The following is a 25,065-nucleotide window of genomic DNA, read 5'->3' as shown; positions in this document are numbered from 1 at the left end:
GCACGGGAAGTTTACAACAAGGTGCTATAATACAAAAATTGGATAACTCCGCAAAGCTATCCAATTTTTGTATTATAGTGTCAGCCTGTAGTGTTAAAACTTCCAACGAACAAAGGCTTCGATAGCTTCGTATTCGGCAAGGCCCAATCGATTGTAAAGGCCGGCAGTGGCTCGGTTACGTTCTTCGGCCCGCTGCCAGAACTCCCGCGAGTCGGTACCCTGGTACACTACGCCGTCTTTCTGCGACTGGTGTTTGAAAATTCCCAGGCGTTTCCGCATGACCTGATCGGGCGACATCGGTACGGCCATCTCGATTTCGTGAATATCCCATTCAGCCCAGGCACCACGGTAGAGCCATACCCAGCAGTCTTTCATGAAATTCTTGTGCTTCAACCGACGAACGGCCTCCATCACCGCGTCCAGACATACCTTGTGCGTTCCGTGCGGATCCGCGAGGTCACCGGCCGCGTAGATCTGGTGTGGCTTGATCTGCTCAATCAGCTCCATCACGATCCTGACATCCTCTTCGCCAAGCGGCTTTTTCGCTACCGTTCCGGTTTCATAAAACGGCATGTTCAGGAAGTGAGCGTTTTCGACCGGAATGCCGACAAAGCGGCAGGTCGACTTGGCTTCGCCCATTCGGATCAGGCCTTTTACGTACCGAACTTCGGCAGTGTCCATTTCCGAATCTTTTTTGTTGCGGAGCGAGGCAGCCGCGTCCTGGAAAATCCGGGTAGCTTCGGGACTTTTGATGCCGAACTGGTTGTTGAAGTCGACCACATAATCTGCGAAACGTATCGCTTCGTCGTCGGCTACGGCAATGTTGCCCGACGTCTGATAGCCAACGTGTACCTCATGGCCCTGATCGACGAGCCGCTGGAACGTACCGCCCATCGAAATAATGTCGTCGTCGGGGTGCGGGCTGAACAGCAGGCAGCGCTTCTGGGCGGGCAGCGCCCGTTCCGGCCGATTGGTATCGTCGGCGTTGGGTTTACCACCCGGCCAGCCTGTAATGGTATGCTGAAGCTGGTTGAAAATATCGATGTTGATGTCGTACGACTGGCCGTACTGCGCCAGCAGGTCGCTCATCCCGTTGTCGTTGTAGTCGCGGTCGGTCAGTTTCAGAACCGGTTTGCCCAGGGTCAGCGACAGGTGCGTGACCGCCTTTTTGATCATCTTGTTGTCCCACACCACCGAATCCACCAGCCAGGGTGTTTTCATGCGGGTCAGCTCCGACGCAGCCGCTTCGTCGATCACGAACAGTACGTTCGGGTGGGTTTGCAGATACGACGCCGGGTTCAGTTCCGAAACGGTACCTTCCACGGCCCCACGGATCACGGGCGCTTTGCGTTCGCCCCAGGCCAGCAGCACAACCCGGCGGGCGCTCAGGATACTGGCAACCCCCATCGTGATGGCTTTCCGGGGCGTTTTGGCCAGGCCGCCGAAGTCGCCCGACGCAGCCGCCCGTGTCGAGTTGTCGAGCATCATCAGGCGGGTATGCGAGTTGCTGAGTGAACCCGGTTCGTTGAATCCGATGTGGCCGTTTCCGCCGATACCGAGTAGCTGGAAGTCCAGTCCACCATCGGCTTCGATAGCCGCTTCGTATTGCCGGCAAAATTCCGCTACTTTATCCGGACGTACCGTTCCATCGGGAACGTGGTAGTTCCCCTCCTGAATGTCGACGTGATCGAACAGTTGTTCCTTCATGAAGCGCCAGTAGCTCTGCAGCGAGTCGGGCTCCATCGGGTAGTACTCGTCGAGGTTGTAGGATACCACGTTGCGGAAACTCAATCCTTCTTCGCGGTGCATGCGCACCAGTTCGGCGTAAACCGTTTTGGGCGATGAGCCCGTGGCTAAACCCAGGATACAGGGTTTGCCTTCACCTTGTTTCTGACGGATCAGATCGGCAATTTCCTGCGCCACGGCGCGGGATGCCGCTTTCGCATCGGCGTAAATGTGCGTAGGAATTTTTTCGTAGGTGATGGCCGACTGAACCGGCTCACCCGACGAGCGTCCGTTCGGACTGTCGAGTAGCGTGGATTCCGTAATCATAGCGCTGGCGGAGGATGATAAGACAGCGCAAAGGTCAGAAAAAAAACAGGTAGTTTGCTATAGCCAGCGTCGGAGATTGTACGATACCAACTAAAGTTTTTAAAAATTTTTATTATATAAAGTTGGCAAACTACCTGCCCCGTTCTATTGACGCGCCAGCCGATCGGCCGCGGTTGCGGTTTCGAGTGAGTTTAGCCCGTTTTCTTCCGTAATAATCCGGTGCGTTTCAGGGTAATGAATGGCGCTGGCCTGATCGCGGAACATGAGCCGCAGCAGTTCGCCGTAGAGGTGCTGTTTCTCCTCGCCGAAGCCAAACCGCATCTCAATACGCTGGTAGGCCTCAAATTCTTTGTGCCGCCCGCGCATCACCCGGTCTTTGCCGCCGATGTTTTCCGTTACGTTCAGTTGAGCGCCCGGGAACAGATCCATCAGCGCTTTGGTGGTGGCTTCGTCGGCCACACAGCGCATGATCATCCGGGTCGGTACCCATTCGAAGAGCGTTACGTCACCCCGCTCAAATACCAGCCGCATCTCCTGCCGATCCATCCGGCCGGTCTGCGTGAAGCCGTGATAAAAATTGACGAGTTTGATCCCCTCTTCCTCACTGCCGTACTGAACTGTGGCCTGCACCTGATCTTCTATGGCGTTGCTTCCCGGCCGTTTCACCACCTGAGCCGCTACCACCTGCCCATCGCCGAGCCACCCTGCAAACATGTCGAAGAAGTGAACACCGTGCTCAATGAAAATCCCGCCACTTTTGCTGCGGTCCCAGAACCAGTGGTCGGGCATCAGTCCTTCGTCGCCCGCGTAGTTTTCGAAGTAGCCGTGCAGGAACTCCCCCAGCAGCTTTTTCTCGATCAGGTGCTTGATGCGGGCAAACATGGGGTTATAGCGCTGCATCAGGTTAGTGACCATCAGCAGCCCTTTCTGCCGGGCAGTTTCGAGCATCTCGCGGCCCTGCTCGGGATCGAGGGCCAGCGGTTTTTCGCAGATGACGTGTTTGCCGGCGTTCAGGGCCAGCATCGCCTGTTCATAGTGTAGAAACGGGGGCGTGGCAATGTAGACGACATCTACGTCGGGGTGGTTCACCAGTTCCTCGATGGAATCCAGCTGGTCGGCGCCGAAGCGCTGGGCCGTACGCAGGGCTTCCTCCCGTTTTGAGCCGGCAATGGCTACGAGTCGCGTGTTTGGGGTTTGAAGAAACTGTTGAGCGGCAAAGAGGCCGAAGCCGCCCATACCAATGATACCGATGCCAAGTTCCAGGTCGGTGCCAGCGTTTTTGTCCATAGCGTTGCAGGTTCTATTCAGTAGAACAACTGCCTGATAGCCGCTTATGTTAGCCCGAATCCCGGGGGGCGCTTATTAATCGAGCCTGCGCATCCAGTATACCATGGGTTTCGGTGTGGAAACCCGCTCGTTGAGGTCGGGCCAGCTGAACACACTTTGCAGGCCGGGTTCGCGCTGATAGCCGCGCTTGTGCCAGAACGCATCGAGCGGCTGGTAGTCTGCCGGACGTAGCGGGTGATCGTCGGGGCGTTGCACGGCGCAGAAGCAGGTCAGGGTGTATTGACCAAACTGGCGGGCATGGGCTTCGCGTTCATCAAAGAATCGGTGGCCAAGTCCCAGGCCGCGGTAGGGAGGCAGCAGGATACTCTCGCCAAAGTAAAAGACCGTATTGAGCTCATAACCGGCCTGAACGAAAGGCTGCTGTACGTCCGAAGTTTCGTCACGCAGCGGAATGGCCGTTGTGGCTCCAACCATCCGATCGCCGTCGTACACCGCGAACAGAAACGACCGCTCGGCCCGGGCGTAGGTTTCCAGGTAGTCCTTTTCGTAGTCGATGGTGCCTTCGTAGAGATAGGGGAAGTCGCGAAATACGGCGATCCGTAAGGCCGCCAACGTATCGAATACGGCCCGAAAACCAGCGCCGGTAAACCTGGCGAACGTTAAGGAAGAAGGTGGTACGGCCGACAACGTATTACTGTTTACCGAGTACCAGCGACTCCCAAAGCGGCAGGTTATAATACGTCGTGATGCGCGTAATCAAGCCTTCCGACACGTCCAGAAACGAACCAGCCGGCAGTACGTAGGTCTGGCCCGTAGCCGGCGGCAGATCGCCATCCGTTTTCTTGTACTCCCCGTTTACGACAAATTCACAGGCGACCCGCGTACCGGTTGGCTCGGTCATGACGACGATCTCGGTCAACGTCTCGTCGTAGCAGTCGTCCATGTGTTTCAGGAACTGGCTGAAGCGGTCTTTGCCGGTTCGGGTAGCACCCTGGTTGCTGTCGTGGCGAACGTTTGGGTGGACAAGACGGAGCATCGCTGCCCAGTCTTTCTGATTGAAGGCGTTGTAATAAGCAGTAACGGTTTCCTGAGCAGTCATGAACTGAGTTGTGAGTAATGTGCGGCAAAGATAGGAGAAGTTAAAAAGCGCCGTTAGCTTATACTACGCTATTAATAATTACGGGTTGATTCATACCGACGCAGCGGCTTATCCCTCCGCACGCACCTGGCTTAACTGGGTCAGTACCACACCCGCTAAGACAATAACCAACGCCACAATTTGCAAGCCCGTTATCGGTTCGCCAACGGCCAGCCAGCCAATCAGCACAGCAACTACCGGGTTGACGTATGTATGCGTACTGACGATGGCCGGCGGCTGAACGGTGACCAGCCAGGCAAACGCCAGGTAGGCAATAAGCGAACCAAATACAATCAAAAAAGCCAGACCACCCCAGGCCATCAACGGGACTGACTGCGGTTCAAATCGTTGCCACTCGCCATTGATCAGCGCAATTAACCCGGCAAAAGCCCCGGCAGCCAGTAGTTGAATGGTTGTATGCCAAAAGGTATAACGGCCCGGTTGAATTCTTCGTGCGGTAAACAACGTACCGATTACCCAAAGAATCGCAGCTGCCAGCACAAGCGCCGTACCTAGTAACGTATTGGCTGTTTGAATGCCCTTAGGAACAGGCGTAAACTGGGCGAATAAGACGATACCCGAAAAGCCAATCAGTAGCCCGGCAACGATTTTTTTATTAGAGAAATACAGCTTCCAGCGTGGGTAGTCCAACAAAACAAACCAAAGCGGTTCAGTAGCTACAATTACGGCCGCCGAGCCAGATGAAATGTACTGCTCGGCGACAACCACCAGACCCGAGCCACCAACAAGCATTAGTATTCCACTGATGGTCAAGTCCCGAACTTCCTGCGCTTTCGGAAAAGATTGACTTCGGCTATAAGCAAGTACACCCAGCAGTAGGCCAGCTATAACGTAACGAAGCGCCGAGATAATGAATGGCGGGATAGCTTTCAGAGCGAATAGGTTAGCCAGATAGGTTGTTCCCCAAACGAAATAAACAGCTGCAAAAGCCAGCACCAGCCAAAGGCGAGAAGCGGTTGTTGTATTCATTTTATAACCTTTAAAACAAATTTAACAGGTATGAATTCAAAGGTAAAACTATAACTGTCAAAAGTTGTTTTACTAGTTATAAAATTAGCAGGGTTTAAGCGATGGCAAAAGTCACTACAATTACTGAAATGGACTTGACGGGCGGAGCTGCGTGTCTTGATTTTGTGAACACAGCTCTGAACTTTGACGTCCCCGTAGAGCGACTGCATACGTATAACGACCTACTGGTTCTTACCCGCCGGTTATCCCTGCTGGACGATGATACCCTTGCCGCCCTGGAGCGATTGGCCGAAGACAATACCGGGCAGGCAGAGCGCGTGTTGGGTAAGGCTCGCCAGGTAAGGCAGTCAATGCTTACCGTATTTTCAGCGTTGGTAAAAGGAAATTCGGAAGACGTAACGGCTTCCGCCTTGAGAGCCTTTAACGGAGATGTCAACGAGGCCCTGGGCAAACGGGGGTTTTCTTGGCAGGCCGACAAACTAGTAGTCGGTTGGGAGCGTCCCAAGTCAGAGCTCATGCTGGCGGTTTGGATCTATAGCTTGTCTGCCTACGAGTTACTGACTACTAAAGACCAAAAGCTGATTAAACAATGCGGGGCCTGCGCCTGGTACTTCCTGGATGAAACCAAGAATCACCGTCGGAAATGGTGTGACATGCAAACCTGCGGCACCAACGAGAAAGCCCGGCGCTACTACCAGCGAAAGAAACAGGCCAGCCCGTAAAGCTCAGCGGAAACTACGCCCTTATGCAGCAAACCGATCGGCCTGATGAGTATAAGAGACAATTACTTACTTTGCTCATTATCGGTCTGACCTGAGCTGACTATGCATATCCGACTGGCCCTTCGGGCATTAGCTGTAGTACTGTTGTTGAGTAGCATTGGTGCTATTCAGCCGACGTTTGATGCTAAACCAAAGCAACCGAACCGGTTGCCCAACATCATCTTGATTCTGATCGACGATATGGGGTCAGCCGATGTGGGGTGCTACCGACCCAGTAGTGTTGCCAATCAGCTGCCACCAACGCCCAACATTGACCAACTGGCGGCCGAAGGCATCAAATTTACCAACTACTACAGTGCGGCTCCCATCTGCTCGCCATCGCGGGTGGGCCTCACAACGGGCAACGTACCCAGCAAATGGCGAATTACATCCTTTCTGGCCGATCGAAAACACAACCGTACCTGCGAGCAAGCCGATTTTCTGGATACTTCAGCGCCATCAGTAGCGCGTGAACTTAAAACGGCTGGTTACGCCACAGCGCATTTCGGGAAGTGGCACATGGGGGGTGGGCGCGACGTTGACAATGCGCCCGGTATCCGGCAATACGGTTTCGACAAATACGCCAGTACCTGGGAAAGTCCCGATCCCGATCCATTACTTACGTCGACCGACTGGATCTGGGCCAAATCAGACAGTGTAAAACGCTGGAACCGCACCGCGTACTTTGTTGACAAGACCCTTGATTTTCTGAAGCTCAATCCTGGTAAACCCTGCTACATCAACCTCTGGCCCGACGACGTGCATACACCCTGGGTACCTGACGAACTAACGCTCAACGCGTTTCCGAAAGGAACCGAAAAGCCGCGCGAATTCAAGGCCGTCCTGGCCGAACTCGACGTCCAGATCGGCCGGCTGATGGCGGGCCTGAAAGCACTGGGTGTCGACGATAATACGCTCGTTGTGTTCACCAGTGATAACGGCGCCTTGCCTACTTTTCAGGGGAGCCGGTCGGGTCTGTTCCGGGGTAGTAAACTCTCGCTTTACGAAGGCGGTATTCGCATGCCCTTTATCGTTCGCTATCCGGCCCAGACTCCCGGAGGCAAGGTTGATAGCCAGTCGGTGCTTAGCGCGGTTGACCTTTTGCCGACGTTCGTGAGTCTGGCGGGTAAAAAAGGGAGCCCTTCGCCCGGTGATGGAGAGAATAGGGCAGCGGTGTTGCTGGGCAAACCTGGCGTTCGTAAAAAGCCCCTTTTCTGGGAATATGGTCGCAACAACCAATCATTTCGTTACCCGGCGGGGCGCGATAAAAGCCCGAATCTGGCCATACGGGAGGGCAACTGGAAACTGCTGGTCAATGATGATGGCTCTGGTACCGAACTTTATAATCTTGCTATCGATACATCCGAACAAACGGATGTATCCGGTCAGCAACCGAAACTTGTGGGGGCTATGCGGTCCAAGCTACTGGCATGGCGGGCGGGCCTTGCCAGGGAATAGATGGGTTTTGTCTCTACCGAAAGTTAAAACCGGGCCGTCAATCTGGTGCCAGGTTATTCTGTCTCATTGCCAGTTCGCTCTAGAAGTATGTTTAAAATAACGGTCATTCTTCTCTTCGTCCTCGGACTCACCTTTACTGCTCCTGGTCAGGTACCGCTCCCCAATACGCCCCGCATGTATTTTGCAGATTCCTCCCGGCTGGGGCGGCCAATGGCCAAAGACCCGCACGTAGTTCGCTTTGGTGATCGTTACCTGATGTATTATTCCATCCCCGAATACACCGACAAACAAGGCACTAAACACGGCTGGGGTATTGGCGTGGCCCAGAGCCGTAATCTGTTCGATTGGGTTAAAGTTGGCGAAATACCACCCGTGGCCGATTATGAAGCTAAAGGTATCTGTGCACCTGGGGCATTGGTGCGCGATGGTCAGGTACATCTGTTTTACCAAACCTACGGCAACGGCCCCAACGATGCGATTTGCCATGCCGTTTCGTCCGATGGACTCCATTTTGAGCGTAACCCAACAAATCCCATTTTTCGGCCTGCGGTGAGTAACTGGTCGTGTGGGAGAGCCATTGATGCCGAAGTACACCGATTCAAGAACCAGTATTTTCTGTATTTCGCCACCCGTGATCCGGCTTATAAAATTCAGCAGTTAGGCGTGGCGGTTGCTCCATTGACCACCAATTTTAACCGCGAAGACTGGCGACAGGTGGCAGTCGATGGCCCCATTTTAAAGCCCGAACTGCCCTGGGAGGGCGAATGCATCGAAGGGGCGTCGGTAACCGAGCGCGACGGCCAACTGATCATGTTTTACGCCGGGGCTTACAACAACTGGCCGCAGCAGATCGGCATCGCCCGTAGCCAGGATGGGTTACATTGGGAACGTATTCAGCCTGAACCTTTCCTGAAAAATGGCGCACCAGGGGCCTGGAACAGCAGTGAATCCGGCCACCCGCACATCTTCACGAATGAGCGGGGGCATACGTACCTATTCTTTCAGGGCAATAATGATAAAGGCCGAACCTGGTTATTATCAAGCGTACCTGTTTCGTGGAAACAAGGTATTCCGGTCATAAAAACGCCATAAAGATTTCCTGTAAAAGGGACGTTGTCAGGCGGGTAGGGTAGTTCAGTGGGTGGCTGAACTACGGAAGAAGGCCATTTGCCAGTCGTTTAGCCTGCCAGTCCCGCACGGCCGGACCGGTGCCAAACGGCCAGGGCCTGATCTGAGCAATCGGGACCACTTTCACCGCCTGTAACTCGGTTTCGTCCATTACAATCGGGCCTGTTGCCCGAACGTGATACGTGAAAATGACTTCGTTACGCTGGTAGAACGTATAGATGCCCAGAAACTCAACGATCCGGGCGTCCGTCAGGCCAATTTCCTCCCGAATCTCGCGTAGGATGGCATCCGCTGGCTCTTCGTCTTTTTCCAGAAAGCCTGTTACGATGCCAAACCAGTCGGCGGGCCAGCCGACGTTCTGGGTTAAAATCACCGTATCGTTATCGTATTCAACAATGGCCCCCACAACCGGCAGTGGATTGTCGTAAAATATATAACCGCAGGGTTTCGAGCAGATAAGCCGTTCGCGGCCGCTGGCTTCCCCTCTCACGAGCGGGCTGGCGCACTGCGGGCAGTAGTTCATTTGGGGCATGGGCTATTTGTGTTAAAGGATAACATCACTGTTCACGTTTAACACCGTTACGGAGTTGTTTGGTTTGCCGGCCGGCAGGCAGGTAGGATCAGGTTCTGAACCTGATCCTACCTGCCTGCCGGCTTCCATTTTAAAACATGGAACCCGAAACAAAGCAGGTTTTGTATCTTTGCGTCTGAATGGCAAGATTGATGGCAATCGACTACGGACAGAAACGCACGGGCATTGCCGTGACGGATCCGCTGCAACTGATCGCGACGGCGCTGGAAACCGTACCGACCCACCAGTTGCTGGATTACCTGAAGAAATACGTAGCAACCGAGTCGGTTGAGGTCTTCGTGGTGGGCCTGCCAAAGCGGCTGGATGGTACCGATACGGACAACACACCCCGGGTTCGGTCGTTCGTGACGCGGCTGCAAACCGCTCTCCCTGATGTTCCGGTCCACTGGCATGATGAGCGGTTTACGTCGAAAATGGCCATGCAGGCGATGATTGCGAATGGGTCGACCCGAAAGGATCGGCGCGATAAGGGAAACCTCGATAAGGTTAGCGCGGCCATCATCCTGCAATCATACATGGAAAGCAAAAAATAGCGTGCTCGGTTTCGGTTTTGCAAGCAACAGCGCTCAGAAAACTGGAAACCGATAGCCAATACAGAAACATGATACTTCCAATTGTAGCGTATGGCGACCCGGTTCTGCGGAAGCGGGCGAAAGATATAGAACCTGGCAGTCTGGACGTCAAGAAGTTGAGCGAGGATATGTTCGAAACCATGTACCAGGCTTCCGGCGTTGGGCTGGCGGCTCCGCAAATCGGTCAGAGCATCCGAATGTTCGTAGTCGATGGTACCGTTCTGAATGAAGACGAGCCCGACGACGAAAAAGATTCCAGCCTGGAAGGGTTTAAGAAAGTGTTCATTAACCCCGAAATCGTTGAAGAAGCCGGCGACGACTGGGGGTTTGAAGAGGGTTGCCTGAGCATTCCCGGTATTCGGGGCGAGGTGTTCCGCCCTGAGATCGTGGTCATTCACTACTTCGACACCGACTGGAATGAACACGAAGAGGAATACGACGGTATGGCGGCCCGTATCATCCAGCACGAATACGATCACCTCGAAGGCAAACTCTTCACCGACTACCTGCCACCCCTCAAACGGCAGCTTATTAAAAAGAAGCTGTCCGACATCACAAAAGGGAAAACGGATGCGGAATACCGCATGAAGTTTCCAAAATAAAGGAGAGGAGGGAGAAGAGGATGCCTGATTCCTTTCCTCCCTCCTCCGTTTTCGCCCCTTTCTCCTTCCATGAACATCACCCTGCTTCAAGCTAACCTCCACTGGCACAATCCCGTTGCGAACCGGGCGATGCTCGAGGAGCGTATCTTCAGCCTGCCTGAGCCGACGGATCTCATTATACTCCCTGAGATGTTTACGACAGGGTTTACCATGGACGCTCGTGCGGTTGCGGAGCCAATGAATCTCACTACGTTTCGATGGCTGAAGCAGATGGCCGCCCAGACAAAAGCCGTTGTAACGGGCAGCTACGTCGTGCAGGAGGACGGCCGCTATCACAACCGACTCATCTGGATGCAACCCGATGGTACGTTCGATGTCTACGACAAGCGGCACCTGTTCCGAATGGCAGGCGAAGATCAAATCTACACGGCCGGCACCCGTCGTCTGGTGAAGGAATGGAACGGCTGGCGTATTTGTCCGTTGATCTGTTACGACCTCCGTTTTCCGGTCTGGAGCCGAAACGGAGGGCATTCGGGGGTTCAGGATGCAAACGACCCGCCGTTGGATTACGACCTGTTGCTGTACGTAGCCAATTGGCCGTCGGCGCGCCGAAGCGCCTGGAATACGCTGCTACAGGCACGAGCCATTGAGAATCTGAGCTACGTTGTTGGTGTCAATCGGGTAGGGGAGGATGGTAACGGGCTGCCGTATGCCGGCGAATCGGCCGTGATCGATTACCGGGGCGAGGTAATGTTCCGGCAAGCCGATGTCGAGATGGTCCATCAGCAGACGCTTTCGCTGGAGGAGCTGCGGGCTTTTCGGCGCAAATTCCCGGCGTATCTGGATGCCGATGCGTTTGAGATCACAACCCGTTAAGTTAGCCGTAGACGGAAGTAGACTCCCCGCTATCACAAACAGTTTTAAAGCCCCAGCAGTCGCTTCAGCTTTTCGTAAAAACCGGTGTTTCGGAAGGTAAATGTTTTGTGCAGGATGTAGTTGCTGATGAAACTCAGGCCCATACCGGTTGTGTGCGACACAAGTTTGTTGACATTCACTACTTTCACTGAGAACGGAATGACAAAGGTGAAAGCCTGGATGCGATTCACCGAAAACTCGTAGAGCAGTGAAGAGCCAACGACCGTAATGAGGCAGGAAACCACCGAGACCATCGTGAATTTGGCAATTTCACGCCGGGTTTTTGCCGAATTCTTGGCGTTAAAGGCAAAAAGCTTTGTCAGAACAAAGCCAACAAAGAATGAAACGATGTAGCCAATTAGAATAGCCTGCTCATACGAAACCTTGAACCATTCCTGCGAAATTGTACTAACAACAAGCTGCAACGAAGCGCCAATAGCCGCGACAATGAAGTACGCAAAAACATCTTTGCGGTTAAAGAGCGTATCCGTCTTCGTGTCTGAACTAGAAACGTTGGTTTTTGTAGACTGCATAAGTAATCATTTATTCGACTGGCGCATCGACTGTTCATTGATGAACGCTATTCCAGTACTTTCGGTACCTGAAAAAATTGTTGGTCGTGCTGCGGTGCATTGGCAAGTGCCTGCTCGCGGGACAGGTGTTCGCCCACAACGTCCGGCCGCAATACGTTCTGCTCTTCAGAAATATGAATCAAGGGTTCCACACCCGTTGTGTCCACTTCATTCAGCTGTTCCATCCATGTCAGCACATTGTTGAGACTGGTCAGCAGGTCGGCTTCTTCTTCGGCCCGGACCTCCAGACGGGCCAGATGAGCTATCTTCTGTAATGTTTCCTGATCTACTTTCATGGACACTCAGGCCGCAACGGCCGCTCCTTTTTTTAATTCCTGGTCAATAATATGATACGTTTGCTCTTTCAATTGCTGAACATCAGCCTGAGTTAACCCTGTGGTATCGAGAGGGGTATGGACAACAGCCCGCATGGGGTACCGGTGCATCCGAACGGTACGCGCATCCGGCAGGATCAGGTGATTCGTCAGCAAGGTGATCGGAACGATAGGTACCTGCTGCTGAATCGCCATGATAAACGCCCCGTCTTTGAACGGGTGGTGCATCTGCGGAGGATGCTTTGTTTTGATACCACCCTCCGGAAAAATCATGATGCTCCGTCCTGATGCCAGCAGTCGAATCGATTTAGCCAGCGAATACGCCCGGCTGTTGGCCTGCTCCCGGTCAACCTGTACGTGCAGTTTGGCAAACATGTAGCCCAGCAAGGGAATGTGCTTCACGTCACTCTTCCCCACGAACGCGTAATAATTATCCAGCACGACGCCCATCACCGCAATGTCGAGGTACGAAAAATGATTGGCGCAGAACACGTAAATGCCCCTCGGCTCCGGCCGAAACCGGTACTCAACCTGAACCGGAATACCAACACCCGCAAAAAAAAGCTTTCCCCATAGCCGGTTAACCCGATGTGCCAACGGTTTCCAGTCTTCGCGTTGCAGAAACACGAGCTGAAATGGAAACAGAATCAGGTACAGCACTACAATGTAGAAAGCGCACCAGGCCGAATAAAGGAGTCGCATAGTGTCTGAACCGCACGGGCCGCTCTGTCAGACGCCCGTGCGGTCCTGATTAATGTTTAAAATGCCGAACGCCGGTCGTTACCATTGCCAGGCCGTGCTGATTGCAGTAATCAATCGAATCCTGATCGCGAATGGAGCCGCCGGGTTGTACAACGGCTGTAATGCCGGCTTTATCGGCAATCTCTACGCAATCAGGAAACGGGAAAAACGCATCTGATGCCATCACGGCCCCACGTAGGTCAAAGCCAAAAGCCCCGGCTTTTTCAATGGCCTGCTTCAACGCATCCACGCGCGAGGTTTGACCGACACCACTGGCCAGCAACTGCCGGTATACCGTACCGCCCGCTTTAGCCAGGACAATTGTGTTGGATTTGGTGTGCTTACAGACCTTCAGGGCAAATTCAAGCGCACGCACTTCGCTGTCGGTAGGCGCTTTCTCCGTTACAGTTTTGAACTGCGCGGCTGTTTCGGTCTGGTTGTCTTTGTCCTGCTCCAGTACGCCGTTCAGAATGGTTTTGATCATCCGGGTGGGCAGCTCGACCGGTTTGCGCTTCAGCAGAATCCGGTTTTTCTTCGACTTCAACAATTCCAGCGCTTCCGGAGCATAGTCCGGCGCAATCAGAATCTCCATGAACAACTTGTTCAGCTCTTCGGCCGTTGCCAGATCGACGGTGGTATTGGTGATGATAACGCCCCCGAAAGCTGACACCGGATCGCAGGCCAGCGCGTTCAGATACGACTCCTTAGCTGTTGGCGCCGTGGCAATACCGCAGGCATTCGTGTGCTTGATGATCGCAAAGGTGGGTTCGTTATCCGCAAACTCGTCGATCAGACCAACGCAGGCGTCTACATCAACCAGGTTGTTGTACGACAGTTCTTTACCATGGAGTTTATCGAACATGGCGTCCAGGTCGCCATAGAACGTAGCCTGCTGATGGGGGTTTTCGCCGTACCGAAGCGTTTGCTGCGGCAGGGTTTTGTAATTCTCAGACGCGTCGGGGGCTGCTTGCTGCTGACCGTCATTGCCCGCGAAGTAAGCCTGAATGGCGGTGTCGTAGTGTGACGTAACGGCAAAGGCTTCACCGGCGTATTGACGGCGGTCGGCCAGGTCGGTCGCGCCGTTTTTCTCCGTCAGCAATGAAACGACGTTTTCATACTGAGTTCGTGAGGAGACAATCAAGACGTCTTTATGATTCTTGGCAGCTGCCCGGATAAGCGATATGCCGCCGATATCAATCTTCTCGATAATGTCGTCGTCTGATGCACCGGCGCTTACGGTTTCCTCGAACGGATACAGATCCACCACAACCATATCGATCGGCGGAATCCGGTGCCGCTCGGCCTGAGCCAGATCTTCGGGCAATTCCCGGCGGTACAGAATGCCGCCCATAACGGCCGGATGCAGCGTTTTGACCCGCCCGCCAAAGATGGACGGGTAGCCTGTCAGGTCTTCGACGGCCGTGACGGGTATACCTAGCTGCTCGATGAACGTTTGTGTGCCGCCCGTTGAATACAGCCTGACGTTATGCGTATGCAGCAGCCGGACCAGAGGTTCGAGGCCATCTTTGTAATAGACAGAAATCAGCGCGGAGGAAATCGTAAGAGACATCAGAATTGTAAAGTAGTCTGCGTAAGCTGTGGTAATCAGGCGGCAAAGATAGCCATGATTGAACAGATAACAGCGATTACCCATAACGAACAGGTGGTTCCGCGTCGGAAAGACGTATCTTTACGTTTAAATCTGGCGTACAGCCAGCCATTCCGGTACATGAGTGCATTCAAAAAATTAGCCAGCGACACTGCCCTCTACGGGGTCAGTACGATTCTCGGACGGCTACTGAATTATGCGCTGGTTCCTGTTCAGACCTATGCGTTTGGGCAGCCTAAGCAGCTTGCTTCCAACGTTGAGCTTTACGCCTATATCGCCCTGCTGCTGGTACTCTACACGCTCGGTCTGGAAACGGCGTTTTTCCGGTTTGCGGCCCGCCGGCCCGAAACGACCCCGAAGGTGTTCAGCGATACGCTCAGCATGGTGATCGTGATTACGTCGATAGCTACGGTTGTGCTGCTGTGGCTCGCTCCGGATATTGCCCGCTGGCTCGATTACCCCAATCAGACCATGTTTATCCGCTGGTCGGCCCTGATCGTAGCCATCGATGCCATCACGGCTATCCCGTTTGCCCGGCTGCGGGTCGAAAACAAAGCCCGGCAGTTTGTAAAGGCCAAAATGATTAACATCGGTATTGTGGTGGCCCTGAACGTATTCTTCATTATCGTCTGCAAGGATGTGTATGAAGGTGACTATCTACCGCAGCTACGGCCGTTCGTGCAGTACATCTACGACCCTGAGATTGGTCCCGGCTATATTTTCCTGGCTAACCTGCTGGGTAACGCCTGCTATTTCTGGCTGCTGCGGAAAGCCTTCGCCGGGTTTCGGTTTCAGCTTGACTGGCCCGAAATCCGGACCCTGTACCTGTACGCGTACCCGATTATGCTTACCGGCCTGGCTAACGTAGTGAACAACCTGACGGATCGGCTCTTCCTGCGCCATTATCTGCCCGAAGGGTTTTACGCCGGCCTGACCAACGAAGATGCGCTTGGTATTTACGGCCAGTGTTACAAACTGTCGGTTTTTATGGCGCTGGCGATTCAGTCGTTCCGCTTCGCAGCCGACCCGTTCTTCTTCTCAAAAGCTGAAGACAAAAACGCACCCGGTTTATTGGCCCGCGTAACGAAATGGTTCATTATCGTGTGTGTGTTGATCTGGATAGGTGTCAGCCTGAACCTCGACGTACTGGGCTTACTGATTGGACCCAAATACCGGCAGGGGCTCGGTATTGTACCGCTGCTGTTGCTGGGAAACCTGTTCCTGGGCATCTACTTCAACCTGGCGTTCTGGTTCAAGCTGAGCGACAAAACTAAATACGGTACGCTGATCACCGTCATTGGCGCCGTAGTGACCCTGCTGGGCAACATGTTCCTGATCCCGATAATGGGTTATATGGGTTGTGCCGTGGCGTTTCTGGCCTCCAGCGTCGTGATGACGGTTATTTGCTACGTTCTGGGCGAGAAGCATTACCCGGTGCCCTATGATGTTCGGTCGGCGCTGGGCTACATCACCGGGGCCGGTCTGCTGATCTACGCATCGTTGCAGATCGATATTCCTAATCCGTGGATTGCAGTGCCGTTTCACCTGGCGCTCTTTGGGCTGAGCGCAGCCGTTATAGCGGTGATTGAGCGGGATACGATTCGCGAGGGCTGGGCGCGGTTTCGCCGTAGCCGGAAACCGGCGCCCGTCGGTAGCTCGCAATAGTGGATCACTTTTCCATTTCCCGGAGCAGCTTGTTGGCGTAGATGAAGTCGTTCAGCTCCGGTATGGTTGAGTGCACAATGGAGTCACTGTCGCCCTCCCATAGTTTTTTACCCTGGTAGAGAAATATAATCTTCTCGCCGATTTCGAGCATGGAGTTCATGTCGTGGGTAATCACGATGGTTGTAATCTGGTATTCATCCGTAATCTCTTTGATGAGCTGATCGATCTTGATGGAGGTCAGCGGATCGAGACCGGAGTTCGGTTCGTCACAGAACAGGTACTTTGGGTTCAGAACGATGGCCCGGGCAATACCAACCCGTTTCTTCATGCCCCCGCTTATTTCCGACGGCATGCGGTCGCCGGCTCCCTCCAGACCCACGCGTTGCAGACAAACCTGCGCACGTTCGTTTTTTTCGCCCGCGCTCATATCGGTAAGCATGTCGAGCGGGAAACGAACGTTTTCCAGTACCGTTTTGGAGTCGAACAGCGCTGACCCCTGGAACAGAACGCCCATCTCGCGCCGGATAACTTTCTGTTCCTCCTCGTTATCGGCCAGAAAATTCCGGCCGTCGTAAAGCACTTCTCCAGAATCGGGTTTAACCAGGCCGATCATGCACTTCAGCAGTACGCTTTTCCCGGTGCCGCTACCGCCAATGATCAGGCTGGTTTGCCCCGGTCTGAACGAGCCGCTGATATCATACAGCACCTGGCGGTCGCCAAACGTTTTGGATATATTCTTAATCTCCAGCATACGAATAACTTACAATAAAAGCTGGGCCAGCAGAAAATCGGCCGCCAGCACGGCAATACAGCTATTGGTCACGGCGGTTGTTGAGGCATTACCAACTTCCAGCGCCCCACCCCGGGCGTTATACCCCTGGTAAGCCGAAATGGTTGCAATCAGAAACGCAAACACCACCGATTTAATAATGGCAAAGGGTACGCTGAACGTATTAAAACCGGACCGCAGACCAAAAATGTAATCCTGCGGGGTAATAATATCGGCCAGGGTGCCTGCAATGTAGCCACCCCAGATCGACAGAAAACCAGCCAGAATTACCAGCAGGGGAAACATCAACATGGCGGCTATCACCTTCGGCAACACTAGATACGAACTAGAGTTGATGCCGATTACTTCCAGTGCGTCGATCTGCTCGGTAATGCGCATTGTGCCCAGCTGGCCCGCAATGTTCGATCCGACTTTACCGGCCAGCACTATACTGGTAATGGTTGGAGCGAGTTCCAGGATCGTGCTGTCGCGCACAATCACCGAAATAATATACAACGGTACCAGCGGGCTAACGAGGTTGTAGGCCGTCTGTACGCAGGTTACCGCACCGATAAAGGTCGAAACAATGGAAACGATAAAGATTGACCGGATGCCAATGGATATACATTCGTCCATAACCAGTCGGTAATAAACACCCGCTTTTTCCCGGTTGGTAAAAAGCGTACCCAGAAAAATGAAGTACTTGCCAATATGTGACATAAGCATGAAGCAGACCGAAATGCCGACGTACGGTCTTAAGCGGCACCGCTGGGCTGATAAAAACCCACCCGCACCAGTCAAAACCCAGGTAAAGGTAGAATGGTTCGGGGCGTAAACGTTGGCAAAAATCAAAACTTTGGCAAAGTTTGCCGGATGAATCCATTAATCGTAGTGACAGGTGGTACAAAAGGCATAGGCCAGGCCATCGTGGACAAGTTTGTTGATGAGGGTTTCGACGCCGTTGTGTGCGCCCGGTCGGTTGATGGCGTCTCCGGCCCGAATCGATTACCGTTTGCCGCCGATCTGTCGACCCGCGCCGGGGTCGACGCGCTGGTGGCTTACATCCGGTCGCTGAACCGGCCTGTTGACGTACTGGTCAACAACACGGGTATTTTTCTGCCGGGGCAGATCCACAACGAAGCCGAGGGTACGTTCGAAGCGATGATGAACACCAACGTAGCGAGCGCTTATCACCTGACGCGCGGGCTGGTGGGCGAGATGATTGCCCGGCGGCAGGGACACATTTTCATGATGTGCTCAACGGCCAGTATTACTCCCTACACCAATGGCGGTTCGTATTGTATCTCCAAGTTCGCTTTACTGGGCATGAGCCGGGTGCTTCGCGAAGAACTTAAGCCGCATGGCGTAAAAGTGACGGCTATTCTGCCCGGCGCTACGCTGACGGCCAGTTGGGAGGGCACTGACCTGCCCGACGACCGCTTTATGCAGGCTGCCGATGTTGCTGCCAGTGCCTGGACCGCGTATACCTTGTCGAAAAGCGCCGTTGTCGAAGAGATTCTGCTACGGCCGCAACTGGGCGATATTTAACAGGAGCGATCCGATAAAAAACGGCCGAGTTGTTCACCGACAAGGTCGACTGCATTCTCTTTCGTATCTTGCGGCCACTTCATCCTAAGCAGCCGAGAACTAATCACTGTAAACTCTAAACTGATAGAATGTCTTCTGTTGAGTATCTGGGCATCGACGTTGGCGGTACGAACGTCAAAATGGGTATCGTTGAAGCCGACACTGGTAAAATTTCAAACTTCTATAGCCACGACACCATAAGCTGGCGGCAATCCGGTCATTTTGTTGAACGCTTCGGCGATGCTATTGCGCTTCAGCTATACGCAAACAAAAGCGTTAAGAAAGTAGGTATCGGCCTGCCGGGTATGTTGAATCGCGCACGTACTGTGCCGCTGGAAATCACGGCCATCCCCGAAATCAACAACGTACCGATGGTCGATATGCTGACCAAACGCTTTCCGGGCGTTGACTTCTTTCTGGAAAATGACGCCAACGCAGCGGCACTCGGCGAGTATTACTTCGCGGAAGAAAAAATCACGGAGAACTATATCTTCATTACGCTCGGGACGGGGGTTGGCGGAGCCGCGATCATCAACAAAAAGATTTTTACCGGGGGGGATGGCAATGCCATGGAGCCAGGACACATTCCGTCTAGAAATGGCCGGGTGCTTGAGCGAAACATCGGGAAAAAAGAACTGCTCGAACTGGCTACCGAACGGCGTGCCGAATACACGGGCGAAACACAGCTTCCCAGCGACGACAGTATGTCGACCACCGGCCTGGTAGCCGCAGCGGCTGAAGGCGACGAACTGGCGCTTCAAATCTGGAATGAGGTCGGCGAGATGCTGGGCGAAGGCCTGGCCGCGCTGATTAAAATTCTGGACATCAAGCAGGTACTGATCGGCGGAGGGCTATCGGCTTCGTATGACTACATTTTGCCGGCCGTAAACAAAACGCTGGATTACTGGCTCAATCCGTATTATAAAAACGGCCTGCTCATTAAACGCGCAACGCTCGGGAACGATGCCGGGCTGCTGGGAGCCGCGTCGCTTTGCTTTGATTAAACAGAAGGGAGGAGAGGAGAAAAGAGATAGCAAGTTTTCCTTTTCTCCTTTCTTCCCTTTCTCCTTTCCTCCTCTAAATCACATTCACTTCCGGGGTTATCGAAACGCCAAATTTCTCGGCGACAGATGCCTGCACCCGGTGGGCAAGGCTCAGTATCTGGTCACCCGTAGCGTTTCCGTAATTGACCAGCACCAGCGCCTGTCTGGCATGAACACCGGCATCGCCTTCCCGATAGCCTTTCCAGCCGGCCTGCTCAATCAGCCATCCCGCCGGAAGTTTTACGGTCGTGTCGCCAATCGGATAGCCGGGCATAGCCGGATACTGTTCTTTCAGGTTTTCAAATTGTGTTTTCGGAATCTCCGGGTTCTTAAAGAAACTGCCGGCATTTCCGATCTCAGCCGGGTCAGGTAGTTTACTCCGTCGGATTTTGATGACGGCGTCGCTGACTGCCTTGATAGACAAACTGTTTTCGTCAACACCCATGTCGGACAGAGTCTCCTGGATGGCTCCGTAGCTCGTATGAAACGTCGGCTGCTTATCGAGCCGAAACGTAACGCTGGTAATGATGTATTGCCCTTTGCACTCCCGCTTGAAAACGCTTTCGCGGTAGCCGAAACCACAGTCGGCGTGGGTGAATGTCCGGGTTTCGCCCGTGGGCATATGTACCGCTGTCAGGGAGTCAAATACCTGCTCAATCTCAACGCCATAAGCACCAATGTTCTGCATGGGAGCAGCCCCAACCGTTCCCGGAATGAGCGACAGGTTTTCGAGCCCGGCGAAGCCATGATTGACACTATACATAACCAGTTCGTGCCAATTAACGCCGGCTCCTGCTTTTACGTATACGTGCCGGTCGTCCTCTCTGATTACGTCGATACCCTGGATACTAATTTTGACAACCAGCCCGTCGAAGCTACGTGTGAGCAGCAGATTACTGCCTCCGCCCAGGATCAATTTCGGAAAACCGGTGTAGTCGGTTAATTGGAGCAGCGTCTGTAAATCGTCTTCCGCATTAATTTCAACCCAGTACCGCGCGTTAGCCTCAATCCCAAATGTATTGTACGGCTTGAGCGACACGTGGCTTTGTATGTTCAGCATGTTATCGCAAAATGGAAGCGTAAAATTAACCAAATTCCAGCATGGGGTGTTACCCTACGGTCGTGTTTCCGTCTGGATAATTACCTAATTTTGCCTGTTGATTTTTTGGTTATGCGCTTTACCGACGGTTGGATTTGTTTCGTTGTAAGTCTTTTGATAGCCGGCTGTGCATCGCGTCGCCCGGCTACCAACCGTACTGTATCGTCGGATTATAACGCCTACAATGATGATCTGGCAGTCACCAGGCCATCCTACGCACCCGCTACGTCTGCGCCGACAGCCCGCCCGGCAGCACCTTCACCGGCAAACCCAACTACGCGCCCTGAAACCCGTCGGCCGTCGAAGCCAGTGGAAGCAATGCATGTAAACCGCCAGCTGGATTTAGTCCTCGATACGATTGCGGCTACCAACCGGTCGGTACGGTATGCGCCCGGTTTTCGTATCCAGGTGTACGTGGGAAATCAGCGGCAGCAGGCTGAATCGGCAAAATTGTTGATTTACCAGAATTTTCCCGAACTTAGTGCATACCTAACTTATAACCAGCCAACCTACCGACTTAAAGTAGGTGATTTTATGCGTCGTCTGGATGCCGAACGGTACTACTCATCAATTCGGCAACTGATTCCTTCGGCTCAACTACAGTCCGACAAGGTAGAAATCCGAAGAAGCCTATTAATAAAATAATGAAATTAGTAACAATTTTTGTCAACTATGCTGTAGCTTTGATAAGCTTTAAGCGATTTATGCTCAGCCTTTTCCAATTATAAGCAATATGAAGAAAGCGTTGATTACCGGTATTACCGGCCAGGACGGTGCCTACTTGGCGGAACTTCTTTTAGAAAAAGGATACGAAGTTCATGGCATTAAGCGCCGGAGTTCGTTGTTTAACACGCAGCGGATCGACCACATGTATGAAGACCCGCACGAAAAAAATGTGCGCTTCAAACTTCACTACGGAGACCTCTCAGATTCAACCAATATCATTCGTATTATCCAGGAAGTACAGCCTGACGAAATTTATAACCTCGGAGCCATGTCGCACGTTCGTGTGAGCTTCGATGAACCGGAATATACGGCGCAGGTTGACGGGATCGGTACGCTCCGCATTCTGGAAGCTGTTCGGCTGCTGGGCATGACGGAAAAAACCCGGATTTATCAGGCGTCAACGTCTGAATTATACGGTGGGGTTCAGGGTCACGCTCAGTCGGAAACGACTCCGTTCTACCCACGCTCACCGTATGCGGTTGCCAAGTTATATGGGTACTGGATTACGGTTAACTATCGCGAAGCGTACAACATGTATGCCTGCAACGGCATTCTTTTCAACCACGAGTCACCGCTACGTGGCGAAACGTTCGTTACCCGCAAGATTACCCGCGCAGTAGCCCGGATTGCATTAGGCCTCCAGGATAAAATATACCTCGGCAATCTTGATGCACAACGCGACTGGGGTCATGCTAAAGATTACGTAGAAGCCATGTGGCTGATTCTGCAGCAGGAGCAGGCCGAAGATTTCGTGATTGCGACCGGCACTACAACCCGCATCCGCGATTTTGTTCGTATGTCATTTGCCGAGGTGGGCGTTGAGCTGGAATTCAAAGGCGAAGGTGTAAAGGAAACCGGTTTCGTTGTTAGTTCATCAAACCCTGATTTCCCGGTACCGGTAGGTAAGGAAGTTGTTTGTATTGATGAGCGGTATTTCCGCCCGACTGAAGTTGATTTGCTGTTGGGCGACCCAACCAAGGCTATGACCAAACTCGGCTGGAAGCCTAAGTATGATCTGCAGGCACTGGTGAAAGACATGATGACGGCCGATATTGATCTGTTCCGTCGCGATCAATTCCTGGCGCAGAGTGGCCATCAGGTATTAAACTACTTTGAATAAAGCCTGCATCACCGGTTGCACAAACCGCTCCGTGATAGAAGTAAACAAGAAGGGCCGGATCATTGATCCGGCCCTTCTTGTTTACTTCTATCACTACTACAACCCCTTATACAGGAACAGCGTAGTAATACATCCGTGAACTATTCGGATACATGCCGATGAGCAGGAGACCTTCGCCTTCTTTCACATCGTTCATGATCGTTTGCAACTCTTTTGTTGACTTGATGTTCTTACCGTTGGCTTTTACAATAATAAAGCCTTCTTCGATGTCGGTTTCGGCCAGTTTACCATCGTATACTTTCTTCACCCGAACACCACCGCTGATACCGAGTTGTTTGGCATCGGCTGTGCTGATATCTTCGAAGTCAGCGCCCAGGGTTTTCAGCGACGTATTCGCTGTTGTTACGTCCGACTTCTTGATCACATCGCGGCCACCATTACGGTTGCGCAATTCAATTTTGAAATCGCGTTCGCTACCGCCACGGTTCACCGTTACAGTAATGGCATCACCCGGACGACGGCGACCGATGATCTCACGCATTTGCGCATCAGAGTCAATAGGCTGACCTTCCATTTTCACAATTACGTCGCCTTTTTGCAGACCGGCCGCTTTAGCAGCACCGTTATCAACAATATCATCGACGTAGATACCACGGCCAACTTTAGCGTTCTTCTCTTTGGCAACGGTGCTGTTCAGCTCAATCGGGATGATACCGAGGTAGCCACGCTGTACGTTGCCATATTTGAGAATGTCGGCAGTTACTTTCTTCACCAACGACACCGGCACGGCAAATCCATAGCCACTGTAGTAGCCCGTTGCCGAAGCAATAGCAGAGTTGATACCTACCAGTTCGCCCCGCAGATTGACGAGCGCACCACCTGAGTTACCCGGGTTGATAGCAGCATCCGTTTGAATGAAGGCCTCAATCGGTGTATCGGCTTTCGGATTGTTACGGTCAACATTCTGGTTCAGAATACCAATACCACGACCTTTTGCGCTCACGATACCAGCAGTTACGGTCGATTCAAGATCGAGAGGGTAACCTACTGCCAGAACCCATTCTCCCAGCTTCAGGGCGTCGGAGTCGCCGAGGGTAATGGCCGGCAGGTTGTTGGCTTCGATCTTAACAACGGCCAGGTCAGTCAGTGGATCAGTACCAATAACTTTAGCTTTCAGGCTGCGCTTGTCGGTTAAAATTACCTCTACCTCGTCAGCATCCTGTACTACGTGGTTGTTGGTAACAATGTAACCATCTTTGCTGATGATCACTCCTGAGCCAGACGCTTGGCCTTGCTGACGGCGCGGACGGCCGCTGCCACCACCACCAAACTCATCACCAAAGAAATCCCGGAAGATATCAGGGACCTGCTGTTGGCGTACGGTCCGGGTAATGGTAGTCCGGATGTGTACAACGGTAGGCGTTACCGACTCGGCCGCATACGAGAAATCGCCCGGGGCACCTGCGCCGTCATTGCCAGTTAAAGCTGCCAGCCGACCCGTAATGGTTGGAGCCGGAGCCGATTCGTTAAAAATTACGTCCCGCTTATTAAATCCTAAAATATTGTAAGCGGCTAACGTTACCGCGCTCGAAAGGAGGGCAATCAACGCTAAAATTTTCCAGTTGCTTTTCATGTTCAAATGGGATAATCTGATTGCTGTCTTGTGTGTTAGACGGGTAAATTGTGTTCACTAATATAACGGAAAGACACTGCTGAAAAATTCGGTATTGTATGGTGCTTAACAAATTTTAACAGGGCTTTGTTAAGTCTTGCAAAAAAAGTAAAAAACCCGCGGGAAATGGTCCCGCGGGCCACTTTTAGTCACATTGCAAAGGGGTTAACCGCCAATCTCAATCTGACGGGGCGGTTTTACTTTGGCTTCTTCCCGCTTAGGTATTTCAATCTTCAACACGCCATCTGTATAAGTTGCCTGAATCGAGTCGGCATCCACTGAATTGGGTAACATGAATGTACGCTGAAAAGAGGAATAGCTGAATTCCCGACGCGTATATTTTTCGTTTTCGTTCCCCTTGTCTTCTTTCTGAGTTTCCTGATAGGACGAGATCGTCAGGTTGTTGTGGTTTAAGTGAAGCTTGAAGTCTTCTTTCTTTAGACCCGGAGCAGCCACCTCAATGCGAAATCCGTCATTGTGCTCAACTACGTTAACAGCTGGTACGCTGTTCATAGAAGGCATGCCAGCACCAAAGAAGTCGTTCATGTCACGACCAAAAAAATTCTCGATCAAAGATGGAAAACTGTTGTTCGAACGCATTAACGAATTCATACTCGTTTTTGGTTTAAGAT

At 52.8% G+C, this 25,065-nt stretch carries 26 protein-coding genes; 11 read left to right on the top strand and 15 right to left on the bottom strand.

Going from position 1 to position 25,065, the window contains the following annotated elements:
* Positions 1-93: 93 nt before the first annotated feature.
* The 5 genes from nagB to DYU11_RS05305 form a co-directional block, all read right to left on the bottom strand.
* Positions 94-2,052, bottom strand: coding sequence for a glucosamine-6-phosphate deaminase (gene nagB, locus DYU11_RS05325; protein ID WP_119666560.1), 1,959 nt, complete (start codon positions 2,050-2,052; stop codon positions 94-96).
* Positions 2,053-2,196: 144 nt separating this feature from the next.
* Positions 2,197-3,339 carry a Gfo/Idh/MocA family protein gene (locus DYU11_RS05320; RefSeq protein ID WP_119666559.1) on the bottom strand — a complete coding sequence of 381 codons (1,143 nt, stop codon included), beginning with the start codon at positions 3,337-3,339 and terminating at the stop codon, positions 2,197-2,199.
* Positions 3,340-3,414: 75 nt separating this feature from the next.
* Complete coding sequence (locus tag DYU11_RS05315; RefSeq protein ID WP_119666558.1) at positions 3,415-4,026, bottom strand: GNAT family N-acetyltransferase; 612 nt, start codon at positions 4,024-4,026, stop codon at positions 3,415-3,417.
* Positions 4,027-4,030: 4 nt separating this feature from the next.
* On the bottom strand, positions 4,031-4,438 hold the full coding sequence (locus tag DYU11_RS05310) for a ketosteroid isomerase-related protein (RefSeq protein ID WP_119666557.1): 408 nt from the start codon (positions 4,436-4,438) through the stop codon (positions 4,031-4,033).
* Between the two features lie 108 nt (positions 4,439-4,546).
* The gene (locus DYU11_RS05305; RefSeq protein WP_119666556.1) at positions 4,547-5,467 is read right to left on the bottom strand and encodes an EamA family transporter; all 921 of its coding nucleotides are present in this window, start codon (positions 5,465-5,467) and stop codon (positions 4,547-4,549) included.
* 101 nt (positions 5,468-5,568) lie between these two features.
* On the opposite strand from DYU11_RS05305, the gene DYU11_RS05300 reads away from it, so the two are divergent.
* The 3 genes from DYU11_RS05300 to DYU11_RS05290 all read left to right on the top strand — a co-directional run bounded on the left by DYU11_RS05300 (position 5,569) and on the right by DYU11_RS05290 (position 8,778).
* Positions 5,569-6,189 (top strand): CGNR zinc finger domain-containing protein, encoded by a 621-nt coding sequence (locus DYU11_RS05300; RefSeq protein ID WP_119666555.1) that lies wholly within the window; start codon positions 5,569-5,571, stop codon positions 6,187-6,189.
* 102 nt (positions 6,190-6,291) lie between these two features.
* Positions 6,292-7,686 (top strand): sulfatase-like hydrolase/transferase, encoded by a 1,395-nt coding sequence (locus tag DYU11_RS05295; protein ID WP_119666554.1) that lies wholly within the window; start codon positions 6,292-6,294, stop codon positions 7,684-7,686.
* Between the two features lie 87 nt (positions 7,687-7,773).
* On the top strand, positions 7,774-8,778 hold the full coding sequence (locus tag DYU11_RS05290) for a family 43 glycosylhydrolase (RefSeq protein ID WP_229365699.1): 1,005 nt from the start codon (positions 7,774-7,776) through the stop codon (positions 8,776-8,778).
* Between the two features lie 58 nt (positions 8,779-8,836).
* Here DYU11_RS05290 and DYU11_RS05285 read toward each other — a convergent pair whose 3' ends face one another.
* On the bottom strand, positions 8,837-9,346 hold the full coding sequence (locus DYU11_RS05285) for an NUDIX domain-containing protein (RefSeq protein ID WP_119666553.1): 510 nt from the start codon (positions 9,344-9,346) through the stop codon (positions 8,837-8,839).
* A 179-nt stretch (positions 9,347-9,525) separates the two neighbouring features.
* On the opposite strand from DYU11_RS05285, the gene ruvX reads away from it, so the two are divergent.
* The 3 genes from ruvX to DYU11_RS05270 all read left to right on the top strand — a co-directional run bounded on the left by ruvX (position 9,526) and on the right by DYU11_RS05270 (position 11,456).
* A complete protein-coding gene (gene ruvX / locus DYU11_RS05280; protein WP_119666552.1) occupies positions 9,526-9,939 on the top strand; it encodes a Holliday junction resolvase RuvX in 414 nt (137 codons plus the stop codon).
* Between the two features lie 68 nt (positions 9,940-10,007).
* Positions 10,008-10,580: a peptide deformylase gene (gene def, locus DYU11_RS05275; protein ID WP_119666551.1), complete on the top strand. Its 573-nt coding sequence runs from the start codon at positions 10,008-10,010 to the stop codon at positions 10,578-10,580.
* 69 nt (positions 10,581-10,649) lie between these two features.
* Positions 10,650-11,456, top strand: a complete 807-nt coding sequence (locus tag DYU11_RS05270; protein ID WP_119666550.1) for an amidohydrolase — start codon at positions 10,650-10,652, stop codon at positions 11,454-11,456.
* A gap of 44 nt (positions 11,457-11,500) precedes the next feature.
* Here the strand turns inward: DYU11_RS05270 and DYU11_RS05265 are convergent, their stop codons facing one another.
* Genes DYU11_RS05265 through purH form a run of 4 tightly spaced genes read right to left on the bottom strand, consistent with a single transcriptional unit; the run spans position 11,501 to position 14,713 of the window.
* Positions 11,501-12,028 carry a GtrA family protein gene (locus DYU11_RS05265; RefSeq protein WP_119666549.1) on the bottom strand — a complete coding sequence of 176 codons (528 nt, stop codon included), beginning with the start codon at positions 12,026-12,028 and terminating at the stop codon, positions 11,501-11,503.
* Between the two features lie 47 nt (positions 12,029-12,075).
* Positions 12,076-12,363 carry an Asp-tRNA(Asn)/Glu-tRNA(Gln) amidotransferase subunit GatC gene (gene gatC / locus DYU11_RS05260; RefSeq protein ID WP_119666548.1) on the bottom strand — a complete coding sequence of 96 codons (288 nt, stop codon included), beginning with the start codon at positions 12,361-12,363 and terminating at the stop codon, positions 12,076-12,078.
* Between the two features lie 6 nt (positions 12,364-12,369).
* The gene (locus DYU11_RS05255) at positions 12,370-13,104 is read right to left on the bottom strand and encodes a lysophospholipid acyltransferase family protein (RefSeq protein WP_119666547.1); all 735 of its coding nucleotides are present in this window, start codon (positions 13,102-13,104) and stop codon (positions 12,370-12,372) included.
* Between the two features lie 49 nt (positions 13,105-13,153).
* Positions 13,154-14,713 (bottom strand): bifunctional phosphoribosylaminoimidazolecarboxamide formyltransferase/IMP cyclohydrolase, encoded by a 1,560-nt coding sequence (gene purH, locus DYU11_RS05250; RefSeq protein WP_119666546.1) that lies wholly within the window; start codon positions 14,711-14,713, stop codon positions 13,154-13,156.
* Between the two features lie 159 nt (positions 14,714-14,872).
* On the opposite strand from purH, the gene DYU11_RS05245 reads away from it, so the two are divergent.
* Positions 14,873-16,417 (top strand): polysaccharide biosynthesis C-terminal domain-containing protein, encoded by a 1,545-nt coding sequence (locus DYU11_RS05245; RefSeq protein ID WP_119666719.1) that lies wholly within the window; start codon positions 14,873-14,875, stop codon positions 16,415-16,417.
* Between the two features lie 4 nt (positions 16,418-16,421).
* On the opposite strand, the gene DYU11_RS05240 is transcribed toward DYU11_RS05245, so the two are convergent.
* Both DYU11_RS05240 and DYU11_RS05235 read right to left on the bottom strand, forming a co-directional pair.
* Positions 16,422-17,168 carry an ABC transporter ATP-binding protein gene (locus DYU11_RS05240; RefSeq protein WP_119666545.1) on the bottom strand — a complete coding sequence of 249 codons (747 nt, stop codon included), beginning with the start codon at positions 17,166-17,168 and terminating at the stop codon, positions 16,422-16,424.
* 9 nt (positions 17,169-17,177) lie between these two features.
* Positions 17,178-17,906, bottom strand: a complete 729-nt coding sequence (locus tag DYU11_RS05235) for an MlaE family ABC transporter permease (RefSeq protein ID WP_119666544.1) — start codon at positions 17,904-17,906, stop codon at positions 17,178-17,180.
* Positions 17,907-18,059: 153 nt separating this feature from the next.
* Here DYU11_RS05235 and DYU11_RS05230 point away from each other — a divergent pair, with 153 nt between their 5' ends.
* Together DYU11_RS05230 and DYU11_RS05225 are read left to right on the top strand one after the other, a co-directional pair.
* Entirely contained in the window at positions 18,060-18,734 is a 675-nt protein-coding gene (locus tag DYU11_RS05230; protein ID WP_119666718.1) for an SDR family oxidoreductase, read from the top strand.
* Positions 18,735-18,862: 128 nt separating this feature from the next.
* Positions 18,863-19,777: an ROK family protein gene (locus DYU11_RS05225; RefSeq protein ID WP_119666543.1), complete on the top strand. Its 915-nt coding sequence runs from the start codon at positions 18,863-18,865 to the stop codon at positions 19,775-19,777.
* Positions 19,778-19,850: 73 nt separating this feature from the next.
* Here the strand turns inward: DYU11_RS05225 and murB are convergent, their stop codons facing one another.
* On the bottom strand, positions 19,851-20,876 hold the full coding sequence (gene murB, locus DYU11_RS05220) for a UDP-N-acetylmuramate dehydrogenase (protein ID WP_119666542.1): 1,026 nt from the start codon (positions 20,874-20,876) through the stop codon (positions 19,851-19,853).
* Between the two features lie 111 nt (positions 20,877-20,987).
* On the opposite strand from murB, the gene DYU11_RS33440 reads away from it, so the two are divergent.
* Together DYU11_RS33440 and gmd are read left to right on the top strand one after the other, a co-directional pair.
* Positions 20,988-21,560, top strand: a complete 573-nt coding sequence (locus tag DYU11_RS33440; RefSeq protein WP_199736667.1) for an SPOR domain-containing protein — start codon at positions 20,988-20,990, stop codon at positions 21,558-21,560.
* A gap of 88 nt (positions 21,561-21,648) precedes the next feature.
* The gene (gene gmd, locus DYU11_RS05210; RefSeq protein WP_119666541.1) at positions 21,649-22,761 is read left to right on the top strand and encodes a GDP-mannose 4,6-dehydratase; all 1,113 of its coding nucleotides are present in this window, start codon (positions 21,649-21,651) and stop codon (positions 22,759-22,761) included.
* A gap of 106 nt (positions 22,762-22,867) precedes the next feature.
* Here the strand turns inward: gmd and DYU11_RS05205 are convergent, their stop codons facing one another.
* Together DYU11_RS05205 and DYU11_RS05200 are read right to left on the bottom strand one after the other, a co-directional pair.
* Entirely contained in the window at positions 22,868-24,394 is a 1,527-nt protein-coding gene (locus DYU11_RS05205; protein ID WP_119666540.1) for a Do family serine endopeptidase, read from the bottom strand.
* Between the two features lie 204 nt (positions 24,395-24,598).
* On the bottom strand, positions 24,599-25,045 hold the full coding sequence (locus DYU11_RS05200; protein ID WP_119666539.1) for an Hsp20/alpha crystallin family protein: 447 nt from the start codon (positions 25,043-25,045) through the stop codon (positions 24,599-24,601).
* Positions 25,046-25,065 lie beyond the last annotated feature (20 nt).

Origin of the sequence: Fibrisoma montanum (genome assembly GCF_003583365.1) — a bacterium.
GTDB lineage: Bacteria > Bacteroidota > Bacteroidia > Cytophagales > Spirosomataceae > Fibrisoma > Fibrisoma montanum.
Note: the sequence above shows the minus strand (reverse complement) of the source record. Positions and strands in the feature narration are given on the sequence as shown.